This window comes from Barnesiella sp. An22, from assembly GCF_002159975.1.
GTDB classification, from domain to species: domain Bacteria; phylum Bacteroidota; class Bacteroidia; order Bacteroidales; family Barnesiellaceae; genus Barnesiella; species Barnesiella merdigallinarum.
Map to the genome: position 1 here is coordinate 69,167 of NZ_NFJR01000006.1, position 23,379 is coordinate 92,545.

General features: G+C 56.5%; 11 protein-coding genes. All 11 read left to right on the forward strand.

Annotated elements, in window-relative coordinates; translation table 11 throughout:
• Positions 1–8: 8 nt before the first annotated feature.
• The 11 genes from B5F38_RS07780 (at position 9) to B5F38_RS07830 (ending at position 23,379) form a co-directional block, all read left to right on the forward strand.
• Positions 9–2,441: a TonB-dependent receptor gene (locus B5F38_RS07780; RefSeq protein ID WP_087408727.1), complete on the forward strand. Its 2,433-nt coding sequence runs from the start codon at positions 9–11 to the stop codon at positions 2,439–2,441.
• 675 nt (positions 2,442–3,116) lie between these two features.
• Positions 3,117–6,194: a SusC/RagA family TonB-linked outer membrane protein gene (locus tag B5F38_RS07785; RefSeq protein WP_087408728.1), complete on the forward strand. Its 3,078-nt coding sequence runs from the start codon at positions 3,117–3,119 to the stop codon at positions 6,192–6,194.
• 13 nt (positions 6,195–6,207) lie between these two features.
• Positions 6,208–7,884 carry a SusD/RagB family nutrient-binding outer membrane lipoprotein gene (locus B5F38_RS07790; protein ID WP_087408729.1) on the forward strand — a complete coding sequence of 559 codons (1,677 nt, stop codon included), beginning with the start codon at positions 6,208–6,210 and terminating at the stop codon, positions 7,882–7,884.
• Positions 7,885–7,936: 52 nt separating this feature from the next.
• Complete coding sequence (locus B5F38_RS07795; protein ID WP_087408730.1) at positions 7,937–8,767, forward strand: hypothetical protein; 831 nt, start codon at positions 7,937–7,939, stop codon at positions 8,765–8,767.
• Between the two features lie 17 nt (positions 8,768–8,784).
• Complete coding sequence (locus B5F38_RS14570; protein WP_087408731.1) at positions 8,785–10,437, forward strand: PKD domain-containing protein; 1,653 nt, start codon at positions 8,785–8,787, stop codon at positions 10,435–10,437.
• A 77-nt stretch (positions 10,438–10,514) separates the two neighbouring features.
• Positions 10,515–13,283: a family 10 glycosylhydrolase gene (locus tag B5F38_RS07805; protein WP_087408732.1), complete on the forward strand. Its 2,769-nt coding sequence runs from the start codon at positions 10,515–10,517 to the stop codon at positions 13,281–13,283.
• Between the two features lie 103 nt (positions 13,284–13,386).
• On the forward strand, positions 13,387–14,799 hold the full coding sequence (locus B5F38_RS07810; RefSeq protein WP_087408733.1) for a hypothetical protein: 1,413 nt from the start codon (positions 13,387–13,389) through the stop codon (positions 14,797–14,799).
• A 238-nt stretch (positions 14,800–15,037) separates the two neighbouring features.
• Entirely contained in the window at positions 15,038–17,476 is a 2,439-nt protein-coding gene (locus B5F38_RS07815) for a phosphodiester glycosidase family protein (protein ID WP_087408734.1), read from the forward strand.
• Positions 17,477–17,498: 22 nt separating this feature from the next.
• Positions 17,499–19,958: a phosphodiester glycosidase family protein gene (locus B5F38_RS07820; RefSeq protein ID WP_087408735.1), complete on the forward strand. Its 2,460-nt coding sequence runs from the start codon at positions 17,499–17,501 to the stop codon at positions 19,956–19,958.
• Between the two features lie 24 nt (positions 19,959–19,982).
• Positions 19,983–22,457, forward strand: a complete 2,475-nt coding sequence (locus B5F38_RS07825) for a phosphodiester glycosidase family protein (protein WP_087408736.1) — start codon at positions 19,983–19,985, stop codon at positions 22,455–22,457.
• Between the two features lie 19 nt (positions 22,458–22,476).
• A complete protein-coding gene (locus B5F38_RS07830) occupies positions 22,477–23,379 on the forward strand; it encodes a PD40 domain-containing protein (protein ID WP_087408737.1) in 903 nt (300 codons plus the stop codon).

Here is a 23,379-nt window from a genome sequence, read left to right on the forward strand (position 1 = left end):
CAAGATTTATGAAAAGATTTTTGCTCCCGGCCTTAGGGCTCCTTTCCACGTTCGCGGCTACGGCCGATCCCGCTCCCGTCACCACCGACTCGCTGGGGAACCGCCTCTACAACCTGAATGCCGTCACCATCATCAGTAACCCCAAGTGGGAATCGAACCTGTTTGAGTTTCCCGGCTCCATCTCGTACCTCGATACCGAGCAGATAGACCGCATGAACATCCACTCGGTCAAAGACATCTCGACCCTCGTACCCAACCTCTTCATCCCCGACTACGGATCGAAACTCATCTCGTCGGCCTACATCCGGGGCATCGGCTCGCGCATCAACTCGCCGGCCGTGGGGCTCTACGTCAACAACATACCCTACCTCGACAAGAGCGCTTTCGACTTCGACTTTGCCGACATCGCCCACATCGAGGTACTGAAGGGGCCGCAAGGCACCCTCTACGGCCGCAATACCATGGCGGGGCTCGTCGCCATCAAAACCCTCTCGCCCCTCGAGAAGCAGGGCTCCAAGGTGAAGCTGAGCTTCGGCAACTACAACTTGTGGGGAGTGAACGCCTCGACCAGCCAAAAGATTACCGACAATCTGGCCGTGGCCCTCAACGCCCGTTACCGCAGCGACGAAGGTTACTTCAAAAACCAGTATACCCACCGCAACAGCGGCAGCACCCGGTCAGGCGGCGGCCGCATCCAGATCGACTGGCGGGCCAGCCAACGGTGGAAACTGAGCCTCACCGGCGACTACGAGAGCAGCGACCAGCAGGGATACCCCTACGCCTACTACGACAAGGCTCAGCACAAGACCGGCGACATCGCCTACAACGACGAGGCCTCGTACCGCCGCGATCTCCTCACCTCGGGGTTATCGGCACAATACATCCACGACCGGTTCATCTTCACCTCGACCACCGGCTACCAGTACCTCGACGACGACATGCACCTCGACCAGGACTTTATCCCCCTCTCGATTTTCACCCTGCAACAGAAACAGCAGATGCACGCCGTCTCGCAGGAGTTTGCCATCAAGTCGCACCAGGGTAAACGGTGGGAGTGGGTAGGTGGCCTCTTCGGCTTCTATCAGGACATCCACACGCAGGGACCCGTCGACTTCAAGCAAGACGGCATCGACCTGCTCATCACCCAACAGACCAACAACCAGCTGGCGGCCCTCAAGCAGAACCCCGCCCTGGCCGGCATGCCCGACATCACCGTAGCCATTGACAACCCCAACCTCTACATCGACGGTATCTACAAGACCCCCACCTACGGCGCGGCGGCATTCGGGCAGGCTACGCTCAACCGCATATTCGTCGACGGCCTCTCGGCCACCGTGGGGTTGCGCCTCGACTACGAGCGGGCCCGCATCTACCACCACACCCACGCCACATCGCCCCTCTCGGGCAATGCACAGGTCTCGATCAATGCCGGCGGACGGCCCATGGTCATCAACCAACCCTTCTCTCTGCCGCTGGGCATCGACGGACGCGAGTCGATGGAGACCCTCGAACTCTCGCCTAAATTCGAATTGAAATACAACATCGACAACAAGAGCTTCGTCTACGCCTCGGCCACCCGGGGATATCGCTCGGGAGGCTACAACTTCCAGATGTTCTCCAACCTCATCCAGTCGCAGATACGCACCCGCATGATGAGCGAGCTGATGAAGAGCATGGGCGGCGGCAACCCCGGCGGCGGAACGGGGGGCGGCAATACCGGCTCGCGCCCCATCGTGAGCCGCAGCGCCCCGGCAGGCATGCCCTCGCTCGAGAGCTCGACCGACGTGAACAGTGCCATCGCCTACAAGCCCGAGCATAGCTGGAACTACGAGATAGGCGGACGCTCGCAACTCATCGACCACTACCTCTTTGCCGACCTCTCGCTCTTCTACATCGACTGCCGCGACCAGCAGATTGCCGCCGTGAGCGGATACGGCCGCGTGACCAAGAACTCGGGCCGCACCGCCAGCTACGGACTCGAGGCCGCCCTGCGCGCCACCCCCACCAATCACCTGCTGCTCTCGGCCAGCTATGGCTATACCCACGCCACCTTCCGCGACTACAACGACGGCGAGAACGACTACAAGGGCAACTTCGTGCCCTTTGCTCCGGCCCATACCCTCGCCCTCTCGGGAGCCTACTCGCTGCCCATCGACCGCGAGACCGACGTCACCTTCGAGCTGCAATACCTGGGCCAGGGCAAAATCTACTGGACCGAGGCCAACGATGCCGCCCAAAACTTCTACGGGCTGGTAAACGCCTCGATTCTACTCTCGGGTAAATATGCCGACCTGAAACTCTGGGGCCGCAACCTGCTGAACCGCCACTACCAGGCCTTCTATTTCGAAACAATGAATGCCGAGAACCTGGCTTCGCCCAACAGCTTCGTACAGAGCGGACGGCCCATCACCTTCGGCGTCGACATCACCCTCAAGTTCTAAAGCAAAAACACGAGAAAACCATAACCACAAGGTCAGGGGCTGTGTCCGGGAACTTTCGTTTCGGCGCAGCCCTTGCTATTTCCAGGCACCTTACAGGCTCGTCCGCTACAATACCCAAAGAGGGATTAAGCTATAAACGAACATTTTAAAAGAGCCTGGCGCCCTGCTCACACCACTCTTTCGATTCGATACCACTCTGCCTGCCCCTCTTGTGCCCCAAGCACGGCAGTCGCCCCTCTTCCAGCCTCACTATCGCCCACCCCCGACACCCCATGTAAAGAGGGTCAAATTGCCCATCGACACGAGCAACCTCTTAAACAGGAGCCCAATGCGTTATATATTAAGAATATATTTTTAGAAAAATACCCGAGAGAAGAGCCCAAATTTTCACTAATGTTTATATTCGTGAAAATATGACTCTAATACTTAAAAATGCGCAGAAGCCGAAAAAAAGTAAGAATTTTAGTTTTCGATTTCAAAATAGAACGCTATATTTGTACAAGTAAAACACGAAAAATAAAACACAAACCCTTAAAATAACAAAATTTAAGAAACGAATCTTTTACCATTGTTTTAAATGTTGATTTAAATCGAAGCGGATATAAGATCGGGCCATGAATTTTACAACATAAAGAGAGTATTATTAACCTTGATTATTAACAAACAAGCAGTATTATGAGAAGACAGGTGCTACTTCTGTTATTTTCCCTATTTGCTCTGGTAGGTTTCGCTCAGCAACGCACCGTAACGGGTACCGTTGTGTCGGCCGAAGACGGGCTGCCCATCATCGGGGCATCGGTCCATGTCAAAGGCACATCGCAAGGAACGACAACCGACTTAGACGGGAAATTTTCTATTAAAGTCAACGACAATGCAAGCCTCACGTTCAGCTATGTGGGCATGCAGGCTCAAACGGTTCAAGTCAACGGCCAATCGGTTATCAATGTGACGCTGCAAGGCTCCTCCTCCCAACGGCTGGAAGAGGTGGTCGTAACGGCCATGGGTATCCGCGAAGAGAAAAAGAAGTTGAACTTCGCCGTCCAAAGCCTGAACGCCGATGAAGTAACCGCCGGACAGTCGGCCAACTTCGTCAACTCCTTGCAAGGAAAGATTGCCGGTGTATCGGTATCGGGCAGCGGTGGTTCGCCCAACGCCAGCTCTCAGATTATCATCCGTGCCATCTCCTCTATCAACTCGGGGCAGAACAACGAGCCGCTGTTCGTCATCGACGGTATGCCCATGCGTGGTGGAGGTACCTCGGCCGGCGACATCAACCCCAACGATATTGAAAACATGACCGTGCTGAAGGGTGCCGCCGCATCGGCCCTCTACGGTTCGGAGGCCGCCAACGGTGTAATTCTGATTACGACCAAGAGCGGTAAAAGCGGACAAATTGTCGTAAACGGTAGCGCCAGCGTACAGATAGACAACAGTGTACGGATACCCAAAATCCAACAGAAATATGTACCCGGCTCGCTCGGTTTCTATAAGGAAAACAGCGTAAGCGGTGGCTGGGGTCCCATGCTGAAACCCGGCGAACGCACCTACGACAACGTAGGCAACTTCCTGGGCACGGGCCTCTACCAGAAATACGACGTAAACGCATCGGGCGGTACCGACAAGTTCACGGCCTACGCCTCGTTCAACTACACCTCGACCGACGGTGTGGCTCCCGAAGACTACCGCGACCGCATGGGTGCCTTGATCAAAGCCACCTTCACCCCCACCAAGTGGGTCAAGATAAACGCTTCGTTGAACTACATCGACACCAAGTCGCGCTCCTTTGGCAACAACATGAGCAGCGTATATACCTGGCCTATCAACAACGACATGCGCAACTACAAGACCCCGCTGGGCAAACCGATTTACAGCACGGCCGACGGCGGTCGCTACGACAACTGGGACGCCCTGACCGATGCCGACAAGATTACCGCCGGCGTAAGTCCCTACTGGGGCCGCTACGAAGACTGGGGCGAATCACAATCGTCGCGTATGATTCTGAACGGGTCGATCGAATGGACTCCCATCAAAGACCTTACCTTCACCGGTAAGATTGCCTACGACAAGGGCTACACCACCTCCGACTCTTACGGGAAACCCCGTTTCGACAAAGACGAACTCGACGAGAGCGTAATCTCGAAATACCTCTACAAATACGGGTATTACACGTTTGAGCCCAGCCGCGGCGAACTGCTCACCGTACAAGGTTTGGCTACCTACAACGTAGACCTCTTCAAAGACCTCAACATGAGCATCCTGGCCGGTGCCGAAATCATGGTCAACAACAGCTACGAAGCCACCCTCTCGGGTCAAGAGTTTGTACTCGAAGGCGACTATTACAGTTTCAACAACACCAACACCGAGAACTGGATGAAGACGGGCGACTACCCCATCAACTACTTCCGTTCGAAGAAAAACAAATACGGATACTTCGGCGAACTGCGCTTCGACTACAAAGGCATCGCCCAGTTGAGCGGAACCGCACGTTACGACGGCTCCTCGACCCTCAAGCAAGCCGAGAAATCCTCTTACTTCTACCCCTCGGTTACGGCCGGTTTAATCTTCAGCGAACTCTTCCACCTGAGCAACGACTGGTTCAGCTACGGTAAGATTCGCGGTAACTGGGCACAAGTAGGTAAGGATGCTACCCCCAACAAGTTTACCAAAGCCTACCGCGAAGGTTCTACCTTCCCCGACGGCGGTTACAGTATCGACCCCACCTCGTCCTACGCCATCACGCTCGAACCCGAGATGACCAAGTCGTGGGAAATCGGTGCCGACCTGCGATTCTTCGACAGCCGCACCCGACTCGACGTAGCCTACTACTCGACGATGGTCGACAACCAGATTGTTACCGTGCGCGTGTCGCCGGCATCGGGTACCATCCTGCAAGTACGCAACGAAGGTAGTATCGAGAACCACGGTATCGAAGCCACGTTGAGCCAGGACATCTTGCGCAGCCGCGACTTCGACTGGACCGCCAACCTCAACTTCGGTTTGAACCGCGGTGTCGTAAAATCGTTGCCCGAGGATGTGAGCGAAATTCAAGGTACTCAATTCAGCGACATCTATACCACCGCCTACCTGCACGGCTCTACTACCGGTATTTCGGGTAAGGACTACATGCGTTCGCCCGACGGTCAGGTGCTTGTCGACGAAGATGGCTACCCCATCATCGACCCGGCCAAGAGCGTATACATCGGTAACCGTGAACCCGACTTCCTGCTCGGTCTGAGCAGTACCTTCCGCTGGAAAGACCTCACCGTATCGTTCCTGCTCGACGGCCGCGTAGGTGGCGACGTGTACAACGGCACGGCCCGTTCGCTCTTCACCAACGGCATGCACAAGTCGCTCGAGAACTATCGTAACCGCGAGGTAGTAGTCAAAGGCGTTGTCGCTCAACCCGACGGCACCTACGTACCCAACACCACGCCTATCGTACTGAACCAGACCAACCTGAACACCTACTTCTACGGCGTAAGCTCCAACTTCATCGAAGATGGTTCTTACCTGCGTCTGAGCTACGTAACCGTAGGATACGACTTCTCCCGGTTCCTCAAGAAAGGCAACCCCTACATCAAGGGGCTCAGAGCCTCGATTACCGGCCGCAACCTCTTCCTGTTGACCCGCTACTCGGGCTCCGATCCGCAAATCTCGACTTCGGCAGCCTATGGTACCGGTACGATGGGTATCGACAACATGTCCATCCCGGCCACGCGCAGTTTCAACTTCACTATCAACGCAACATTCTAACACATAAGGAGCCATGAATAAATATAAATATATCATATTATCATTGTTAATCGGCCTGATGGGTACAACCAGTTGCGAAGACTGGCTGTATGAAAACATCAACGAGGACGCCGCTCACGAAGTGTTGCCCGAACAGGTATTCCCCATCGTCCTGTTCTACTCGGCTCAGTTGCAATTCGACCATGCCGAGTACGGCACCTACCTCTCACAAACCCTCACGACCGGCGGCCGTAGCCAGACCTCGAGCTTTGCCTACAAAGCCGGCTGGGGCGACTTCCTGACCATGAACCGCCACCCGCAATGGCGTCGTCACTTCTACGACATCGGTGCCAATGCAAAAGAGATTATCGACGGTGCTCACGCAGAGCAAGCCTGGAACCTCGAAATGATGGCCCGCACCCTGCGACTCATGTCTACCCAGATGACTACCGACCTCTTCGGCGACATGCCCCGCAGCGAAGCCTACGAGTCGAACAGCCCCAAATACGATACTCAAGAGAGTATCTACGACTGGATGTATCAGGAGATCGACAATCTCATCGCCATGTACGAAAACCCCGCTTATACCGAAGCGGCCACCAACATCCCCATCGACCCGTCGATCGACCGCGTATTTGCCGGTGACCTGAACAAGTGGAAACACTACGCATATGCCCTCAAGGCCCGCCTGCTGCTGCGCAAACTGCCCAACTGGAGCAACAACGCTGCTACCTGCCAGGAGATTATCACCACCGTAGACAAGGCCCTCGAAGGCTGGGAAGACGTGCTCTACCACTTCGACGGTGGCAACGGTGCCCAGAACAGCCCCTGGGGCGAGGCATTCAGCCAAGCCGAACAAGGCGGTCTCGGCTGGGAAGGCCGTGGCAACATGCTGGGCTCGGCTATCCCCACCACCTACTTCATGGAGAACATCCTGGGTGTATTCGACTCGCACAGCAACCTGAACGGTTGGGCCGAAGACCCCCGTATCCTCGCCTTCATGAGCGCCCGCCAAGGCCCGGCTCAAAGCTCCGATACAGGAACCAAGATGCGTTACCTCGACACCAACATCGGTATGGACGTTTCGTATAAGGTAGAGAACTACCCCAACCTCTTCCCCGAAGTCGATGGCAAGAAGGTTTCGGTCTACACCCAGAACACCGGCTACGTACCCCTCTTCCTCGAAGAAGAGTTGCTCCTCATCAAAGCCGAGGCTACCTACTGGGCCGGCGACAAACCCACTGCCCGCACCCTCACCATGCAGGCCGCCGAGGTCAACTTCGAGCGCTTCAACCTCGAGTCGATTTATGGCAGCAGCTACTCGCGTTACCGCAACAACTACCTGGGCAACGAGAGCGGATCGGGTAAATACATCACTACCTACTTCCCCGCCGACGGGTTCAACATCGGCCACATCATGCGCCAGAAGTACGTATGCCTCTATCTGCAACCCGAGCAGTGGACCGACATGCGCCGCTACAACTACAGTTGCGAAGAGAACGGTCGCCAATACGACAACGTATACGTATATCCCGGACTGAAACGGCCCAACAACATCTACGAGGCCCACTGGGGCGACGATCCCAAAGCCTGGATCAACCGCATCAACTACGACCCCGAGACCGAGGAGAAATACAACAAGGCCGAACTCGAAAGACTGGGAGCCTACAAGAACTACCAGTGGTTGCGCAAACCCATGATTTGGCAATAAACAAGAGAGAAACAGAAAGAATTGAGGTATTCCATAAATAACGACATTCGATATGAAAAATAAAGTAAAAATAGCATCTCTGCTGCTGGCAATCGTGGGACTGTCGGGGTGTGAAGTCAACGACCCCATCAACGATTGGGCAGACCTGGGACAACAAACCGCATATGTCTACTGGGAGCTGAAAGATGCCGTCAACGCCGGTAGCGAACTCGACTTCAGAGTCTATTACTACACCGACGGCAGCACCGTCGAGAGCGCCCAAGTATGGTATGGCGTCAACAGCACCATCACCCGTGCCGTTACCTGTCCCTACATCAGTTACACCTACACCGAGACCGAGAGCAGCGAGGTAGTCGCCTCGCACCTGGTCAAGGAGTTCGACCCGTCTACCGTATCGTGGGACGATGCCAAATCGTCTTACATACTCGACTCGACCTTCCCCGTATCGGCATCGTGGGCCAGCGTAACCTGGGCCAACGTGGGCGGAACCGATTTCACCGAAACCCTGTTCCAGACCTACTTCCCCGGCGAGTACGAAACCAACTTCCGCGCCGCGCTCACCACGCAAATAGCCACCGACTATCATGGCAACATGAAAAAGATTGTGGTCGACGGGTTCATGCGCATGACCGAAGAGGAGTATGAAGCTCTCTTCACCACATCGGTCGATGCCGAAGGTAAAACCGTCTACAACATCACCGACGAAAACAAAGCTACGCTCGACGGTATCGTTGCCGGTCTCACCACTCCCGAACTGCTCTTCGACGGTAAGGAGTATGGCGTAAACTACAACTGTGCCTACACCCTCTCCGCCCGGTTCCAAGTGACCGACTCGAAAGGGGTGAAGAGCAATACCGATATTAAAAACATTACTGTCAACTAATAGAAACGCAAAGAACAATGAAAGCATTAAGAAACATAGGTTTGACGGTAGTCTTGCTGGCCTCGTTGTCTGCCTGCGTAGAAAACGATCCCACCTACAATGTTTATCCCAGTGACGATGTAGCCTTTACCTACTGCGTCACCAACGAAGGATACGAACTCGACTACCTGGTAGGGTCCACGATACAGTTTACCAATACCTCGGCTCTCTCGGGTGCCTGCACTTGGGAGTTCGGCGATGGCGAAACCTCGACCGAACCCAACCCCACGCACACCTACAACCTGCCGGGACAGTATGAAGTAAAACTTACCGTGGGCGGAGAATTCACCACACGCCCGTTGCTCATCAACGATATTAAACCCACCATCGTCGCCAAGACCGAGAACGACGCGGTGTGCGTGATCAACGATGTAGAGGTAACCCTCGAGGTAACCCTGCGCAACCCCGCTGCTTCGGCTCAACCCGAATATACCTGGGTTCTGCCCGAAGGAACTACACTGGTCGACCACCCCGAAATCACCAACAACACGTATGTAGGTGAAAATCCGGGCCGACTCACCTTCAAGAACATCGGTTCGCAAACCATCACCCTGAAGACGACGCTCGGCGGCCGCGCCCTGCAAGACGTGAAAGCCAACGTACAGGTGGGTACTCCCAACGCTTCGAAGACCCTCTACTATGCCGTCAAGAGCGGTAACATCATGGCCTACAAGCTCGACTACAACGTGCCCGAGGGCAGCAGCAACTCGCCTTTCGATCTGGGCGTGAAATCGGGAGCTCACCCCCTCAACCTGCTCTTCCACAACGACATTCTCTACGTACTCGACTGCGGTACTCAGTTTACCTACATCAACGATACCGAGAATAACCGCGGCGACGGCAAAATCACCGCCGTAGCCAAGGATGGCAGCAGCATGGAAACCGTGCTCTCCAACGTAGGAAACACCGCTTTCAACGACCCCTTCTACGGATGGATCGACAGCGAGATGCTCTACTTTGCCGACCGTAACACGGGTATCCGCCGCATCGGTGTCAACGAGCGCAACCTCGCCCTCAACACCAGCGACGCCAAGTTCGATTACTTCGTGATGAACAACCGCCTCGAATACTACGGCAACCCCTGGCAATATGGCGCCATGAACGCCTGCTTCGCCAAGGTCGACGGCCTCTGGTACTGGGGCAAGACCTACGGCGGTGGCGGTATCTACCGCTTTGCCGACAGCGACATCAGCACCGTCGACATCAGCCGCGGCAGCAATCCTCCCTATGCCGTCATCTTCCCCGACGAGTTCGTGAAGTCGTTTGTCATCGACACCAACAACCAGATACTCTACGCCATCATTCGTGACAAAGGTCTCTTTGCCGTGCCCATGGCCGACATCAGCGCCAACGACGCCTCCAAGACCAACACCAAAGCCGACAACAAATACCTCGTGGCCAGCTTCAAGTCCGATAGCGACGGTAGCACCGGCGAGTTTGTCGACGTATGCCAGATGGTTCTCGACAGCAGCGACGGATCGGTTTACTTCGGTCTGCGTGCCGACGAGGGTAGCACCGAGCCTTCGGGTATCAAACGCTGGAACCCCGCAACCCGTCAGCTCGAAACGGTTGTATCGGGTGTAAGCCCCTACGGCATTGCCTTGAACGATAATGTATCAAACCTGTTCTGAAAACATAGACTACAATCCCATCCCGCCGGTCGTCACCGGCCGGCGGGATTACATAAAAAAAGAAACAGATACACAAGATGAAATACATCGCCAAAATATCAATCGTGCTCCTCGCCCTGTGGATGGCTATCCCGACTTTTGCACAAGCGCCCAAGAAAGAGGTGCGTGCATTCTGGCTGTCGACCGTATGGCGCCTCACCTGGCCCCAAACGACCCTGATAACCGAGACCGGTAACACCCAGCAGATACAAAAGCAGAAAGACGAGCTCACCATGCTGCTCGACTCGGTGAAGGCGGCCAACTGCAACACCGTCTACTTCCAGGTGCGCGGCCGTTGCGACGCGATGTATCGTTCGTCCTACGAACCCTGGTCGAGCGACCTGGTGGCCACCCGCGGTATGGACCCGGGATACGACCCTCTCGAGTTTGTCGTCGAGGAAGGCCACAAGCGCGGCATCGAGGTTCACGCCTGGTTCAACCCCTACCGCTACGAAAGCGTGCTCAACCAATGGGACGGCACTCCCCTCAACTATCGCGAATCTCACCCCGACTGGCTGCTCGACTACTCGGGTAGCGGCTCCATCCTCAACCCCGCCATGCAAGAGGTTCGTGACCACATTACCGCCATCATCGAGGAGGTGGTAGAAAACTACGACATCGACGGCGTCGTATTCGACGACTACTTCTACATGTCGGGCACGACCGATGCCATGGACAACGAGCTCTACCAGACCCAGAACCCCGACAAGCTCTCGCGCGGCGACTGGCGTCGGCAAAACGTCAACAAGCTCATTGCCCAGGTATACCAAATGATTCAATCGACCAAACCCTACGTGCGGTTCGGCATCTCGCCCGCCGGCGTGTGGTGCACCGATGCCTCCATCGCCGAGAAATACGGCGTAACCCCCACCCCGGCCGGTTCGGGCTGGGCCTACAACGACATCTTCTGCGATCCCATGGCGTGGATTCAGGAAGGTACCATCGACTACATATCGCCACAAATCTACTGGACCATCGGGTCGAGTAGCGACTACACGACGATTGCCGCCTGGTGGAGCGAAATCGTACGCATGTTCGGCCTCCACTTCTATTCGAGCCACTCGGCCTCGAGCCTCAGCTCGGCCAAGATGCCTTCGCTCAACCGCAGCACCGCGGCTCAAGCCGGGCAACTCCTGCTCAACGGCGAACGGGTTCCTGCCCAATCGCTCTCCTCTATCGAACGTACCATCGCTCAGGAAAACCGGGCGAACAACTATATCATCGACGGGGCTACCGCCGCTTTCAAAGGCTCGGAGCTGGTGAACCAAATCAAGGTAAACCGCACCTTCGACGAAACGGGTGCCCCGGGTAGCGTCTTCTACAACATGCGCAAGGTGACCCACACCTCGGGCATGCTCGAGCTCCTGCGCTCCGACGTCTACAAATACCCCGCCCTCGTGCCCGCCATCAGTTGGAAGGCAACCACCGATCCCGGGCTGGTATCGAACATCGCCTACAACAACGGCACCCTCTCGTGGACCGGAGTCAATGGCATGCGCTACGCCATCTATGCCGTGCCCGAAGGTACCTCCCAGGCTACCGCCTGCCGCGAAGCCCGCTACCTGCTGGGCCTCTCCTACGAGACCAGCTACACCATACCTGCCGACCGCCGCACCGGCTACACCTACGCCGTGGCCATCGTCGACCGCTATGGCAACGAATATGCCCCCCTCTTCCTGGGAGCCTCGGTGGGCAACGCTACCGCCGTTTCGCTCACCAGCCCGGCTGACGGAGCGTCGGCCATCGGCATATTCGACTTTACCTGGAGCAGCGTAGCCGACGCCTCGTACTACATCGACGTGGCCCGCGACAACGCCTTCACCGACCTTATCCTCTCGCGCGAGGTAACCACCAACTCGTTTGCATCGAGCTACCTCCCCGACCTCGAGAAAGGTACCTACTACTGGCGAGTTCGCACCCGTCAGACCAACTGCACCGACGCCACGTCGGCCACCTACAGCTTCAACGGCGGACCGTTCGAAATCGAATCGCCCGTGAGCGGTAGCACCAGTGTATCGACAACCCCCACCATCAGCTGGACCGTCTATCCCGGTGATGCCGAATACCGCCTCGAAATCAACACCTACGACGACTTCCGCTCCATGGGTGTAACGCTCGACCAACGGTACAGCAGCAACAGCACCACGCTGAGCCAAGGAGTATTGGTAGGCAACACCAAATACTACGCCCGGGTAACGGCCTATGCCGGCGACATCGAATACACCAGCCCCGTGACCTACTTCACCACCGAAGAGGCAATACCCGATGTACCCGTCATCCTCTTCCCCACCCAGGGAGCTACGGTCGAAGGGCCCACCCTGCAAGTGCGCTGGGCCGAAGAGCCGGCCGCCAAGACCTTCCGCATCGAACTGCATACCGACGATACCTTCTCGCCCGTACGCAACGTGAAGCGCCAGACGGTCGATGCCTTCGTCTACGAAACCGAATTTGAAGGACTGGCCGACGGCGTGTGGTACCTGCGGGCACGCTCGGAGTATGCCGGCGGCGAAACCGAATATTGCAACACCATCTCGTTCACCTATAAGCACACATCGGGCATCGACCTCACCCGGCGCGAAGGCAGGTGCCAGGTAATCTCGGGCAACGGCGCGGCGCTCGTTGTAGGCCGTCAGGCACAACACATCGCTGTCGACGTGGCCAACCTGTCGGGCCAGATTGTCGCCCAATTCGAACGGGAGAATGTAGCCGAGGGCGACCGCATCGCACTCGACCTGTTGCCCCGCGGGGTATATGCCCTCATCGTCACCATCGACGGGCAACGTGAGATTTTGAAACTAATACGATAACCAACTGAAATATATTGATTCATGCAATATAGTTTTTAAATTATTTATTCATTTAAATTTATCTATCATGAAAAAATTATTACTTGGGATCGTTGCCGCATGTATGGCAACACCGATGGTTGCTCAAGACCCTGCAACTTATCAACCGGTGAATGGGTATTCTATCGAGAACCTGTGGATGAAATCGGTAGCTACCGACAACAACATGACCGAACTGGTAGGTGGTAACCGCTCTCGTGGTATGACGGTAAAAGATGGCGAAGTACTCTATTCGTACAGAAGCGATTTCACCGGCATCAAAGTGTATGACCTGAAAACGGGTGACTTCAAGAAAGACGTTAAGTTCGATACCGAAAAATTCAAAGTAAGCTACGCTTACACCAAAGTCGATACGGTTGTCAACGCCCCCGGTGACACGACGTTCAACAAAACGCCCATGGAAGAGCAAAAAGTGCCTGGCTTCCTGTGCAACGATATCCAGGTTGACGATGCCGGCCACGTAATCGTGTTCAACATGTCGACTTCGCTGAGTGGCGAGGCTATCGACTTGTGGTCTATCGATATGGCAACGGGTGAACCCACCAAGGTAATGGAACTCAAGAACGCCGACGGTCTGCTCGACGGTTATCGCGTTGACTACTTTGCCGTAAAAGGTGATGTAACGAAAGACGCTATCGTTATGTTCCCCGTCAGCAGTGGTAACGTAGTTATCCGTTGCGACATCAAGGATGGCCAGTTGGTTGAACAAACTGGTGAATATGCTGGTTACAACTTCAAAGTTATCGAAATCCAGAAATATGCTCCCAAAGACGCTGCCGACAACGGAACAGGTCCCCGTATCGCTATCGTTGACAACGACTACTTCTACCTCGACGGTTTCAACAGCGGTGCTTCGCTCTACGACATGAGCGGTTCGCTCATCGAAAGCGTATATGACGCTCCCGAGGAATGTGCCCTCGTAAACGTAGGTAACAACGGTGTTGCCGAGTTTACTCTCAACAACAAACCCTTCTGTGCATACGTTATCTCGAACAACGTAGTAACTCCGGCTCAAGCCTGGAAGATTATCGAAATGGGCGAAGGTCCTACGTTTGCCGGTGCAACCTATTACTGGACAATCCCCGAAGGTGGTATCGGTGGCAACTCGAACGCCGTTCGTACCGCCCTGCCTCGTATCGCCAAAGTAACCGACGGTAAAGGTCTCGAAGCAGCCTACATCGCTGTATATGCCGAAGCTAACGGTACGGCTGTTTACAAAATGACTCCCGACGGTTACGACGAGAACAGCGAATCGGGTGTTGCCCGCGTAGCTGCCGACAACGTGAAAGTATTCGTAAACGGCGACATGATCCAATTCTCGGGTGCTGCCGACGCTACGGTTTACAACCTGGCCGGTCAGAAAGTTATGGAAGCCAACGGTGTAGAGTCGATGGCTGCTCCTGCCGTGAAAGGTATCTACGTAGTAAAAGCCGTTGTTGACGGTGTACAAAAAGTTCAGAAAGTGGTTGTAAAATAAGCCCTTCGTGCTAAACCTCTCATTTAGAATATAACTTTTAAGGGAAGGGCGGTATATGTAAATCTCTTATATATATCGCCCTTTCTCTTTCCACTACGATACGAAACAGACTTTCTAAATCCTTTTATTTCCGCCCCGATAAATAAGCTGCCGACAAAAGGGAAAGCCCACCATGACAGTTCGAAACTTATCGCCGGCTCACATCGCATCTTAATCTTACACTTCACTCGGTTGCCTTATGAAAAAGATATTTACCCTTCTCTTGCTATTTACTCTGCTGCCTCTGCTGCTCAGCGCCAAAGGCACGGTAACCATCGGCGGTAGTCCCTACACGGCCGATACCCTGGCCCATTACAAGGTAGGCCCGGGCACATATCACACCTATGTACACTTCTCGGGTCCCAAAGACATGCGGGCCTTCTACCTCGAAATAGACGCTACCAACCCCTACATATCGTTCCAGTCGGTTCTGGGACGCGACTCGATTGTCACCTGCGAAGGCATCACCAGCATGGCCGCCCGCAAAAGCCAGCCCGGCAGCCGCTACTTTGCCGGCACCAATGCCGACTTCTTTGCCACTTCGGGTGCCATAGGTACTCCCGTTCACGGATTCGCCTCGGGAGGCCAACTGGGCAAAGTGCCCATCTCGTCGGGTCCTCAAACCTCATTCACCCACAACGACGAGTGCTACATCTCGTTCGTTACCTTCTACGGACAAGTCACCTACAACAATGCCAACTATGGCATCCATAGCGTAAACGGCTCGCGCGGTACCGACCAGCTGGTACTCTACAACCGCTACATCGGCCACTATACCCACACCAACGCCTACGGCTACGAAGTGCCCGTGAGTCTGGCGGAAGGCGAAACCTGGGGTCTGAACCGCGCCGTGAAGATAGTCGTATCGGGAGCCGGCAATACCGCCGGTAACATGGAGATTGCCGAAAACGGAGCCGTCCTCTCGGGGCACGGCGCTTCGGCCGATTTCCTCAAAACCCTGCAACCCGGCGACGAACTGGAGATGAAACTGCTGCTCCAGCTCGAAGACGGCACCTACCCCGACATCAACTGCATGATTGGCGGCGACCGCAAGATTCTGGGCAACGGCCAGGTGCTCGATACCGATTGGGCCGAACTCCACCCGAGAACCTCGATCGGCTACTCGGCCGACCGCAGCAAAGTCTATATGCTGGTGGTTGACGGCCGCCAGAGCGGATACTCCGACGGGGCCACCACCAAACAGATGGCCGACATGCTCAAACTGGCCGGTGCAGCCGACGGCATGAACCTCGACGGCGGCGGTTCGAGCGGTATGTACATCGAGCAGTATGGCTTGGTCAACAGCCCCAGCGACGGCCACGAACGGGCCGTGAGCAACGGTATATTCGTCGTGTCGAATGCTCCCGACGACAACAACATTGCCGAAATCCTCTGCACGCAGGAGTATTGCGTCCTGCCCAAGTATGGCGTATTCACCCCCCACTTCATGGGGTATAACCAGTATGGCTACCTCATCAATACCGAGTTGACCGGCGTCACCCTGCGTTGCGACGAGTCGCTGGGCTATATCAAGGACAATACCACCCTCGTAGCCTCGGGCGAAGGCCGCGGCAAACTCTATGCCAGCTACAATGGCGCCGAAACGTCGGTCGATATTGTAATCGGTGCACCCGAAGGGCTCACCCTCCGTCTCGACTCGGTCATCAACGACGGCCTCTACGAATACCCCATCGAGGTGACCTCGCTGGTCAACAACGAGCCGATGATTATCGCTCCCGAAGCCTTCGAATGGACGGTACAAGACCCCGCCATCTGCAGCGTAACCAACGGTAACCTGAAGGGGTTGGCCAACGGCAAGACCTATGTCTACTGCCAACAGGACGATTTCCGCGACACCCTCGCCGTGACCGTGCAGATACCCGCCTACCGCAACATACCCATCGACAATTTTGCCGATGCCTCGTCGTGGGAAATCACCAACTCGGCTCTGAAAGACATCGCCATCGTCCCCACAGCCGAAGGTACCGAACTGCGCTACACCTTCAATTCGGGCCGCGCCCCCTACCTGCAGCTGGCCAAGGATATTGCCCTGTACAGCCTCCCCGACAGCTTGAGCATCATCCTCAACACGGGCGAAACGCTGGTAAACAAAGTGGTGCTCACGATGAAAGAGAATGCCTCGATGACCTCGACCCTCACCGAGTTTGAAGATATTCCCCAGAATACCGACTATGCCATCTCCATCCCCATGGACGGCTATTTCGAAAACTACCGCGACATGTCGCACTACCCCGTCATCTTCAAGAGTTTGAAGCTCTTCATCACCGGTTCGTCGCAGACTGCCGGCAACCAATACACCCTCAAGCTCAAGGAGTTCTCGCTCATCTACGACGGCATCACGGTGAACGTATCGAATCCCGAGATGGCCTCGCTGCTGCGGGTATATCCCAACCCCGTGAAGGCTGGCGACGCACAGGTATACTTCGCCCTTCCCGAGAGTGCCGAAGTGAGCTGCGAGCTCTACAACCTGGGCGGCCAACTGCTCAACCGGGTAGAGATGGGTCTGATGCCGGCCGGCGAAATAGCTCTGCCTACCGGCAATCTGGCCAGCGGCACCTATCTGCTCACCATCCGTCGCGGCAACCAGGCCGATACGGTAAAACTGATTATCCGATAACCGAATCCAAAACGACACGCTTATGAAAAAGAGACTCTGCCTGCTTTTGACCGCAGCCCTGGCCATCGCTCTGCCGGGCTGGAGTCTGACCATAGGAGGGACGAGCTACCAGATCGATACCCTCGTACAGTCGCACCACATAGGCCCGGGTACGAAATACGCCTTCTACGACGTACCAGCCTACCCGCTGAAGTTTCATGTGGTCGAGGTCGACCTCACCAACCCCTACGTCGATATAGAGACCTGTCTCAGCGGCGACCAGGCAGTGGCCACAGAGACTCCCTCGAGCATGTCGGCCCGCAATACGCGGCCGGGACACGAAGTCCTGGCCGCTACCAACGGCGACTTCTACCAATATGTCGACCCCATCGAGATAGGTATTCCCCGCAGCGGGCAATACCGTCGCAACGAGTGTGTGACCAACCCGGTAGGGCGGGCCTCGTTTGTGCTCACCCCCGACCGGGTACCCTATATCGACCGGGTGAACTTTTCCGGCACTGTCAGCTCAGGCGGCAACAGCCACCGGCTGCACGCCGTGAACATGCAGCGCCTCGAGTGGGAACCCGAAACAGCTGCCAACTTCATGCTGCTCTACACCAACTCGTACGGCACCGAGACGCATGCCACGACCGGCGGCACCAAGGCTATCCTGCGTGCCCGTGACGGCGAACTCTTCTTCGGGGCCAACCGCGAAATCGTCTGCGTAGTCGACTCGATATTCGACAATCCCGGCGTATCGCCCATTCCCGAACAACGGGCCGTACTCTATGGCGTAGGTAGCGCCGAGACCTTCCTCAAAGGCCTTTCGGCCGGCGACGAGGTATCGATATTCCTGAAGACCGACCTCGCCTCGGCTCCCGGTCTGCTCACCGACATCAAGGAGCAGATGGGCGGCAGCGACCACATCATTATGAAAAACGGCGAGTTGGTCGATGCTTGGGACGAAGAGCACCCGCGCACCTGCATGGGTATCTCGAAAGACAAGACCAAAGTCTACCTGATGGTAGTCGACGGCCGCCGGGCCGGATATTCGGCCGGAGCCACCATGAGCGTGCTGGCCGACCTCTTCCGGGCTGTCGGAGCCAACGATGCCGTGAACCTCGACGGCGGTGGTTCGTCGGCCATGGTCATCAACCAGCAGATTGTCAACCGCCCCTCCGACAACAAGGAGCGAGCCGTGGGCAACGGCGTGCTGGTCATTTCGAATGCGCCGGTCGACAGCGTACCGGCCCGCCTCGAATTTGAACCGGTGCACTACACGCTGCCCGTCTATTGCCGCTTTGTACCCCAGGTAACCGCCTACAACCAATACGGCCTCATCGTCGACCCCGACTTCCAGGAGTACACCCTGTCGTGTTCGCCCGAAATCGGCTATATCGACCACAATGCCTTCGTGGCCTACGGCACGCCGGGCAAGGGTACCATCACGGCTACCTACAACGGCATATCGGTCACCAAGGATGTAGTTCTGCAGGAGAGCGATTTTGCCATGCGGCTCGACTCGGTCATCCTCGACGGCTACCGCGAGTACCCGATTGAAATCTCGTCGTCCATCGGCGACAAGACCTACACCCTCAACCCCTCGACTCCGCAGTGGAGCGTTGCCGACCCCACGGTGTGCAGCCTGTCGGACGGAGTACTGATGGGGCTCAAGAACGGCGAGACGACCGTCACCGGCAACCTCGACGACTTTACCGGCTCGCTCAAGGTGAAGGTAGAGATTCCCACCTCGCACTCGCAGCCGGCCGACGCCTTTACCTCGGGTTGGGAGGTGACCAGCATCTCGGCCATCACCGATGCCCGGCTCGTCCCCGCCGCCAATGGCGAAACGAATCTCGAATACACCTACAAAAGCGGACGGCAACCCTACATACAGATTGCCAAAAACCTCAATCTGTACAGTGTGCCCGACACCTTCAAAATCACCATCAACACAGGCAATACCCGCTGCTCCAAGATTACCATGTCGATGAGCGGGGCCCTCATGTCTACCTCGCAAATCATGGAATGGCCTACCGTGAACCCCGGTGAAGACTTCACCTATACGGTAGCCATGAACGATTTTCTCGACGACAAGGAAGACCTGGGCAACTACCCCGTGCAGTTCCAGTATCTCAAATTCTTCCTCGACGCCTCGTCGCAGACTTCGGGCGAGAAGTACCAGATACGCATCAAGAACTTCGACCTGGTCTACGACCACATTACCCTGAGTGTCGACGACATCACTACCGCCGCAGCCCTGCGGGTCTATCCCAATCCGGCCCGAGCCGGCCAATCGGAGGTATTCCTGCACATCGATACACCGACCGAAGTCCTGGTTCGGGTATACGACCTGAACGGAAAGCTACTCACCGTACACAACTACGGGCATTGCGACAGCGGTACGCTGGCCCTGCCCACGGCCGGTTTGCAACCGGGCAACTACCTGCTGCAAATCGTTCGTGACCAGCAGGTCGACACCGCCAAACTGATAGTAAAATAACCTGCTTAAACAATCTGAACTGTTATGAAAAAAGTAATCCTAATAGGCGCTTTGTCGCTCCTCTGCGGAGCCGGTGCAAACGCCACCATCAACATCGCCGGTGTAGCGAAACAGGTCGATACGCTCGAGTGCCGTTCGGTGGGCCCGGGTGTGCAGTATGTGCGCATGCACATGCCCGAGTATCCCCTCGACGTCTACACCCTCACCATCGACCTCAACAATCCCTACAACGACGTAAATACCTTCATCGGCAAAGACCATGCCGGTACGACCGAGGCCATGACCCAGGCCTACACACGCCTCTCCACGCCGGGGCACCGTACCATCGGGTCGGTAAACGGCAACTTCTGGATTGTCTCGGGACAGGGCATGGACGACCTCCTGGGCCAGCCGCACAGCGGTTGTATGGTGAACGGAGAGTTTGCCACCGAGCCCAACAACTGGAACCGCGCCAACCGCGGCGAAGGCATCGAGCGGCTGCAAGAGATTGCGTTCGTGATGCTCGACGAGGAGAAGAAGATGTGGATCGACGACATCTATTTCGAAGCCCGGGTGACCAACGCCGCCAACGAGAGCTTTGCCATCGCCGAGATTAACCGCATCCGCAACGAAAACGAAATTGTGCTCTACAACCACTTTACGGGTGAGACCGAAAGCTACATCGACGGCGTCGATGTCATCGTCGAACCTGTCGAAGGCGAGACCTGGGGTTCCAACAAAGAGGTGAAGTGTGTCGTGACCCGCATCGTACCGGGCACGGGCGGCACCCAGCTCGAAGGGGCCGAGTATGCCCTCTCGGGTGCAGGCACGGGAGCCGACTTCCTGAACAAGCTCCAGGTAGGCGACCAGGTGACCATAAGCACCTCCATCAAAACCCGCACCGACAGTCTGGTACCCATGGCCCGCCAGATGCTCACCGGCAACGCCCTGGTGATGCGCGAGGGCCAGCTTACCCCCCGAAATGAAAACGAGACCTACAACTCGCAGACCTACTCGCGCACGGGCATAGGCATGTCGCAAGACGGCAAGACGCTCTACCTCATCGTCATCGACTACAAGTCGAGCACTTCGGTAGGTTGCAATACCGCCACCATGTGCTACATTCTGAAACAGGCCGGGGCCTGGAACGTGGCCAATATGGACGCCGGCGGTTCGGCCCAGATGATGCTGCGGGGCAGCCTCGTGAACAATCCGGCCGACGGCAAGGAGCGCCCGGTATCGAACGGCTTCATGATATTCACCAACGCCCCCGACGACGAAAACCTCACCCACCTGGCTTTCGACCACTACAACCTCGAGATTCCGGCCTATGCCTGCTTCGAACCTACCATTCTGGGTTATAACCAGTATGGCGTGCTGGTCGATACGCAAGTGGCCGACTACACCCTCAGTTGCGACCCCTCGCTGGGAACCGTCTCGGACGACGGCAAACGCTTCTATGCCGCGCCCCAGGCTACTACGGGCATCCTGCATGTCACCTCGGGCAACGCTACGGGCGAAATCAAGGTGACCGTCAAGGCTACCGAAATTGCCATGAAGAACAGCGCCGTGCTGGCCGACAAGGCTCACCCCTATCCCATCGAGGTCATCTCGACCATCGGCGAGAATACCTACACCTACGACCCGGCCTCGCTCACCTGGAGCATCGACGATCCCACCGTCTGCCAAATCGAAGGGGGTGTACTCACCGGACTCCAGAACGGGCAGACCCGCATCACCGGTTCGATAGGCGACTTTAGCGGCTCCATGGATGTGACCGTAGAGATTCCGCAGTCGCCCCGCATCCCGGCCGACGACTTCACCGGCTGGACCACCAAGGCCATCAGCGCCATCACCGACGCCACGGTCACCCCGGCAGGTAATGGAGCCGGCACGCTGGCATTCACCTACAAATCGGGCCGCCAGCCCTACGTCGAGATGGACAAGAGCGTCACCCTGTACAGTATCCCCGACACCATACGGCTGCTCATCCACAGCGAGATACCTCTCTCGAAGATACAGATTGCCTGCAAGGCCAACGGCGACAAGGAGCAATACCTCGAATACGAAGGCCTGGAGACCAACAGCGACTACCTCATTGCCATCCCCTCGGTCCAAATCACCGGCGAGAACAATCGCGGCGGATTCCCCATCACCCTGAACTACATCAAGTTCTACATCAACACCTCCGGGACCACCAGCGGACAGGCCTACAAGATTGACCTCAAGGAGTTCAGCCTCGTCTACAACGGGGTAGTGAGCGGTATCGAGGCGATAGCCGGCGACCGCAACCTCACACTCTATCCCAACCCCGTGACCGACGGCTCCTTCTGCCTCGAGGGTGAAGCCATCGCACCGGGAAGCCTCGTGCGGATATACGACCGCAACGGTGCCCTCGTGCTGGAGCAGACCATCGACCGACCGAGTACCATCGATGCCGGTTCGTTGACCCCCGACGTCTACATCGTCGCCGTACAGACGCCCCACGGGAACTTTGTCAACAAAATTGTCGTACAATAAAATCCAAAAATCATACACCATGAAAATGAAATTGACCATAGCCCTGTTGGCGTGCGCTGCCACGCTCTCGGCACAAAACGTATCGGTTACCCGCCACACCGAGGTAACCCCCGAGGGAGGAGCCGCCTATTTCCCGGTGCTCAGTCCCGACGGCAGTAAAATGGCCTATACCTCGTCCGACTACACCGGACTAAAAGTGCTCGACTTCACGACCGGCAACAGCCAGGTGGTGAGCTTCTCGGCCGGGGCCGGTTTCGACCCGGTATTCAGCACCGACGGCTCGGCCATCTACTACCGGCAGCAAAGCACGGTGGGCGGACAGAAGCTCCGTTCGCTCTCGGAGTATAACCTCGACCAGAAGAGCGAACGCCAGCTCATAGCCCCCACCCGCGACCTGAAGCGCCCGGCCGCCATCGCCGGAGGCATGGCCGTATTTGCCGGCAACAAACTGTTCAAGAGCGTAGGCGCCCGCATCAACAGCCTCTACGTCTACTCGGTAGCTCAAGAGGGTACCATCGTCGTATGCGACGGCAAAACCTCGCGGGTGTTACGCCCCTACGGCAATCAGGTGCGCAGCTACTTGTGGACCACCCTCTCGCCCGACGGCACTAAGATTGCCACCTATGCCATCGGCAAAGGGGTAGTCGTGCTCGACCTCGACGGTAAGGTACTGGCCGAACTGGGCGACTTCGAAGCCCCCGCCTGGTACGGCAACGATTTCGTAGCCGCTGCCCGCACCACCGACGACGGCCACCAGTACACCGCCTCGCAAATCGTGCTGCTCGACCGCCACAACCGCCAGGTACACAACCTCACCGCCCCCGACGAGATGGGCATGAACCCCTCGGCCGCTGCCGGTAAAATCGTGTACAACACCCCCGAAGGCAAACTCTTTATGCTGGAATTAAACATCACGAAATAA

Bases quoted from the DNA above. Each gene is read 5' to 3' on its own strand.
- B5F38_RS07780 (WP_087408727.1), top strand. From the start codon at position 9: ATGAAAAGATTTTTGCTCCCGGCCTTAGGGCTCCTTTCCACGTTCGCG.
- B5F38_RS07785 (WP_087408728.1), top strand. From the start codon at position 3,117: ATGAGAAGACAGGTGCTACTTCTGTTATTTTCCCTATTTGCTCTGGTA.
- B5F38_RS07790 (WP_087408729.1), top strand. From the start codon at position 6,208: ATGAATAAATATAAATATATCATATTATCATTGTTAATCGGCCTGATG.
- B5F38_RS07795 (WP_087408730.1), top strand. From the start codon at position 7,937: ATGAAAAATAAAGTAAAAATAGCATCTCTGCTGCTGGCAATCGTGGGA.
- B5F38_RS14570 (WP_087408731.1), top strand. From the start codon at position 8,785: ATGAAAGCATTAAGAAACATAGGTTTGACGGTAGTCTTGCTGGCCTCG.
- B5F38_RS07805 (WP_087408732.1), top strand. From the start codon at position 10,515: ATGAAATACATCGCCAAAATATCAATCGTGCTCCTCGCCCTGTGGATG.
- B5F38_RS07810 (WP_087408733.1), top strand. From the start codon at position 13,387: ATGGCAACACCGATGGTTGCTCAAGACCCTGCAACTTATCAACCGGTG.
- B5F38_RS07815 (WP_087408734.1), top strand. From the start codon at position 15,038: ATGAAAAAGATATTTACCCTTCTCTTGCTATTTACTCTGCTGCCTCTG.
- B5F38_RS07820 (WP_087408735.1), top strand. From the start codon at position 17,499: ATGAAAAAGAGACTCTGCCTGCTTTTGACCGCAGCCCTGGCCATCGCT.
- B5F38_RS07825 (WP_087408736.1), top strand. From the start codon at position 19,983: ATGAAAAAAGTAATCCTAATAGGCGCTTTGTCGCTCCTCTGCGGAGCC.
- B5F38_RS07830 (WP_087408737.1), top strand. From the start codon at position 22,477: ATGAAAATGAAATTGACCATAGCCCTGTTGGCGTGCGCTGCCACGCTC.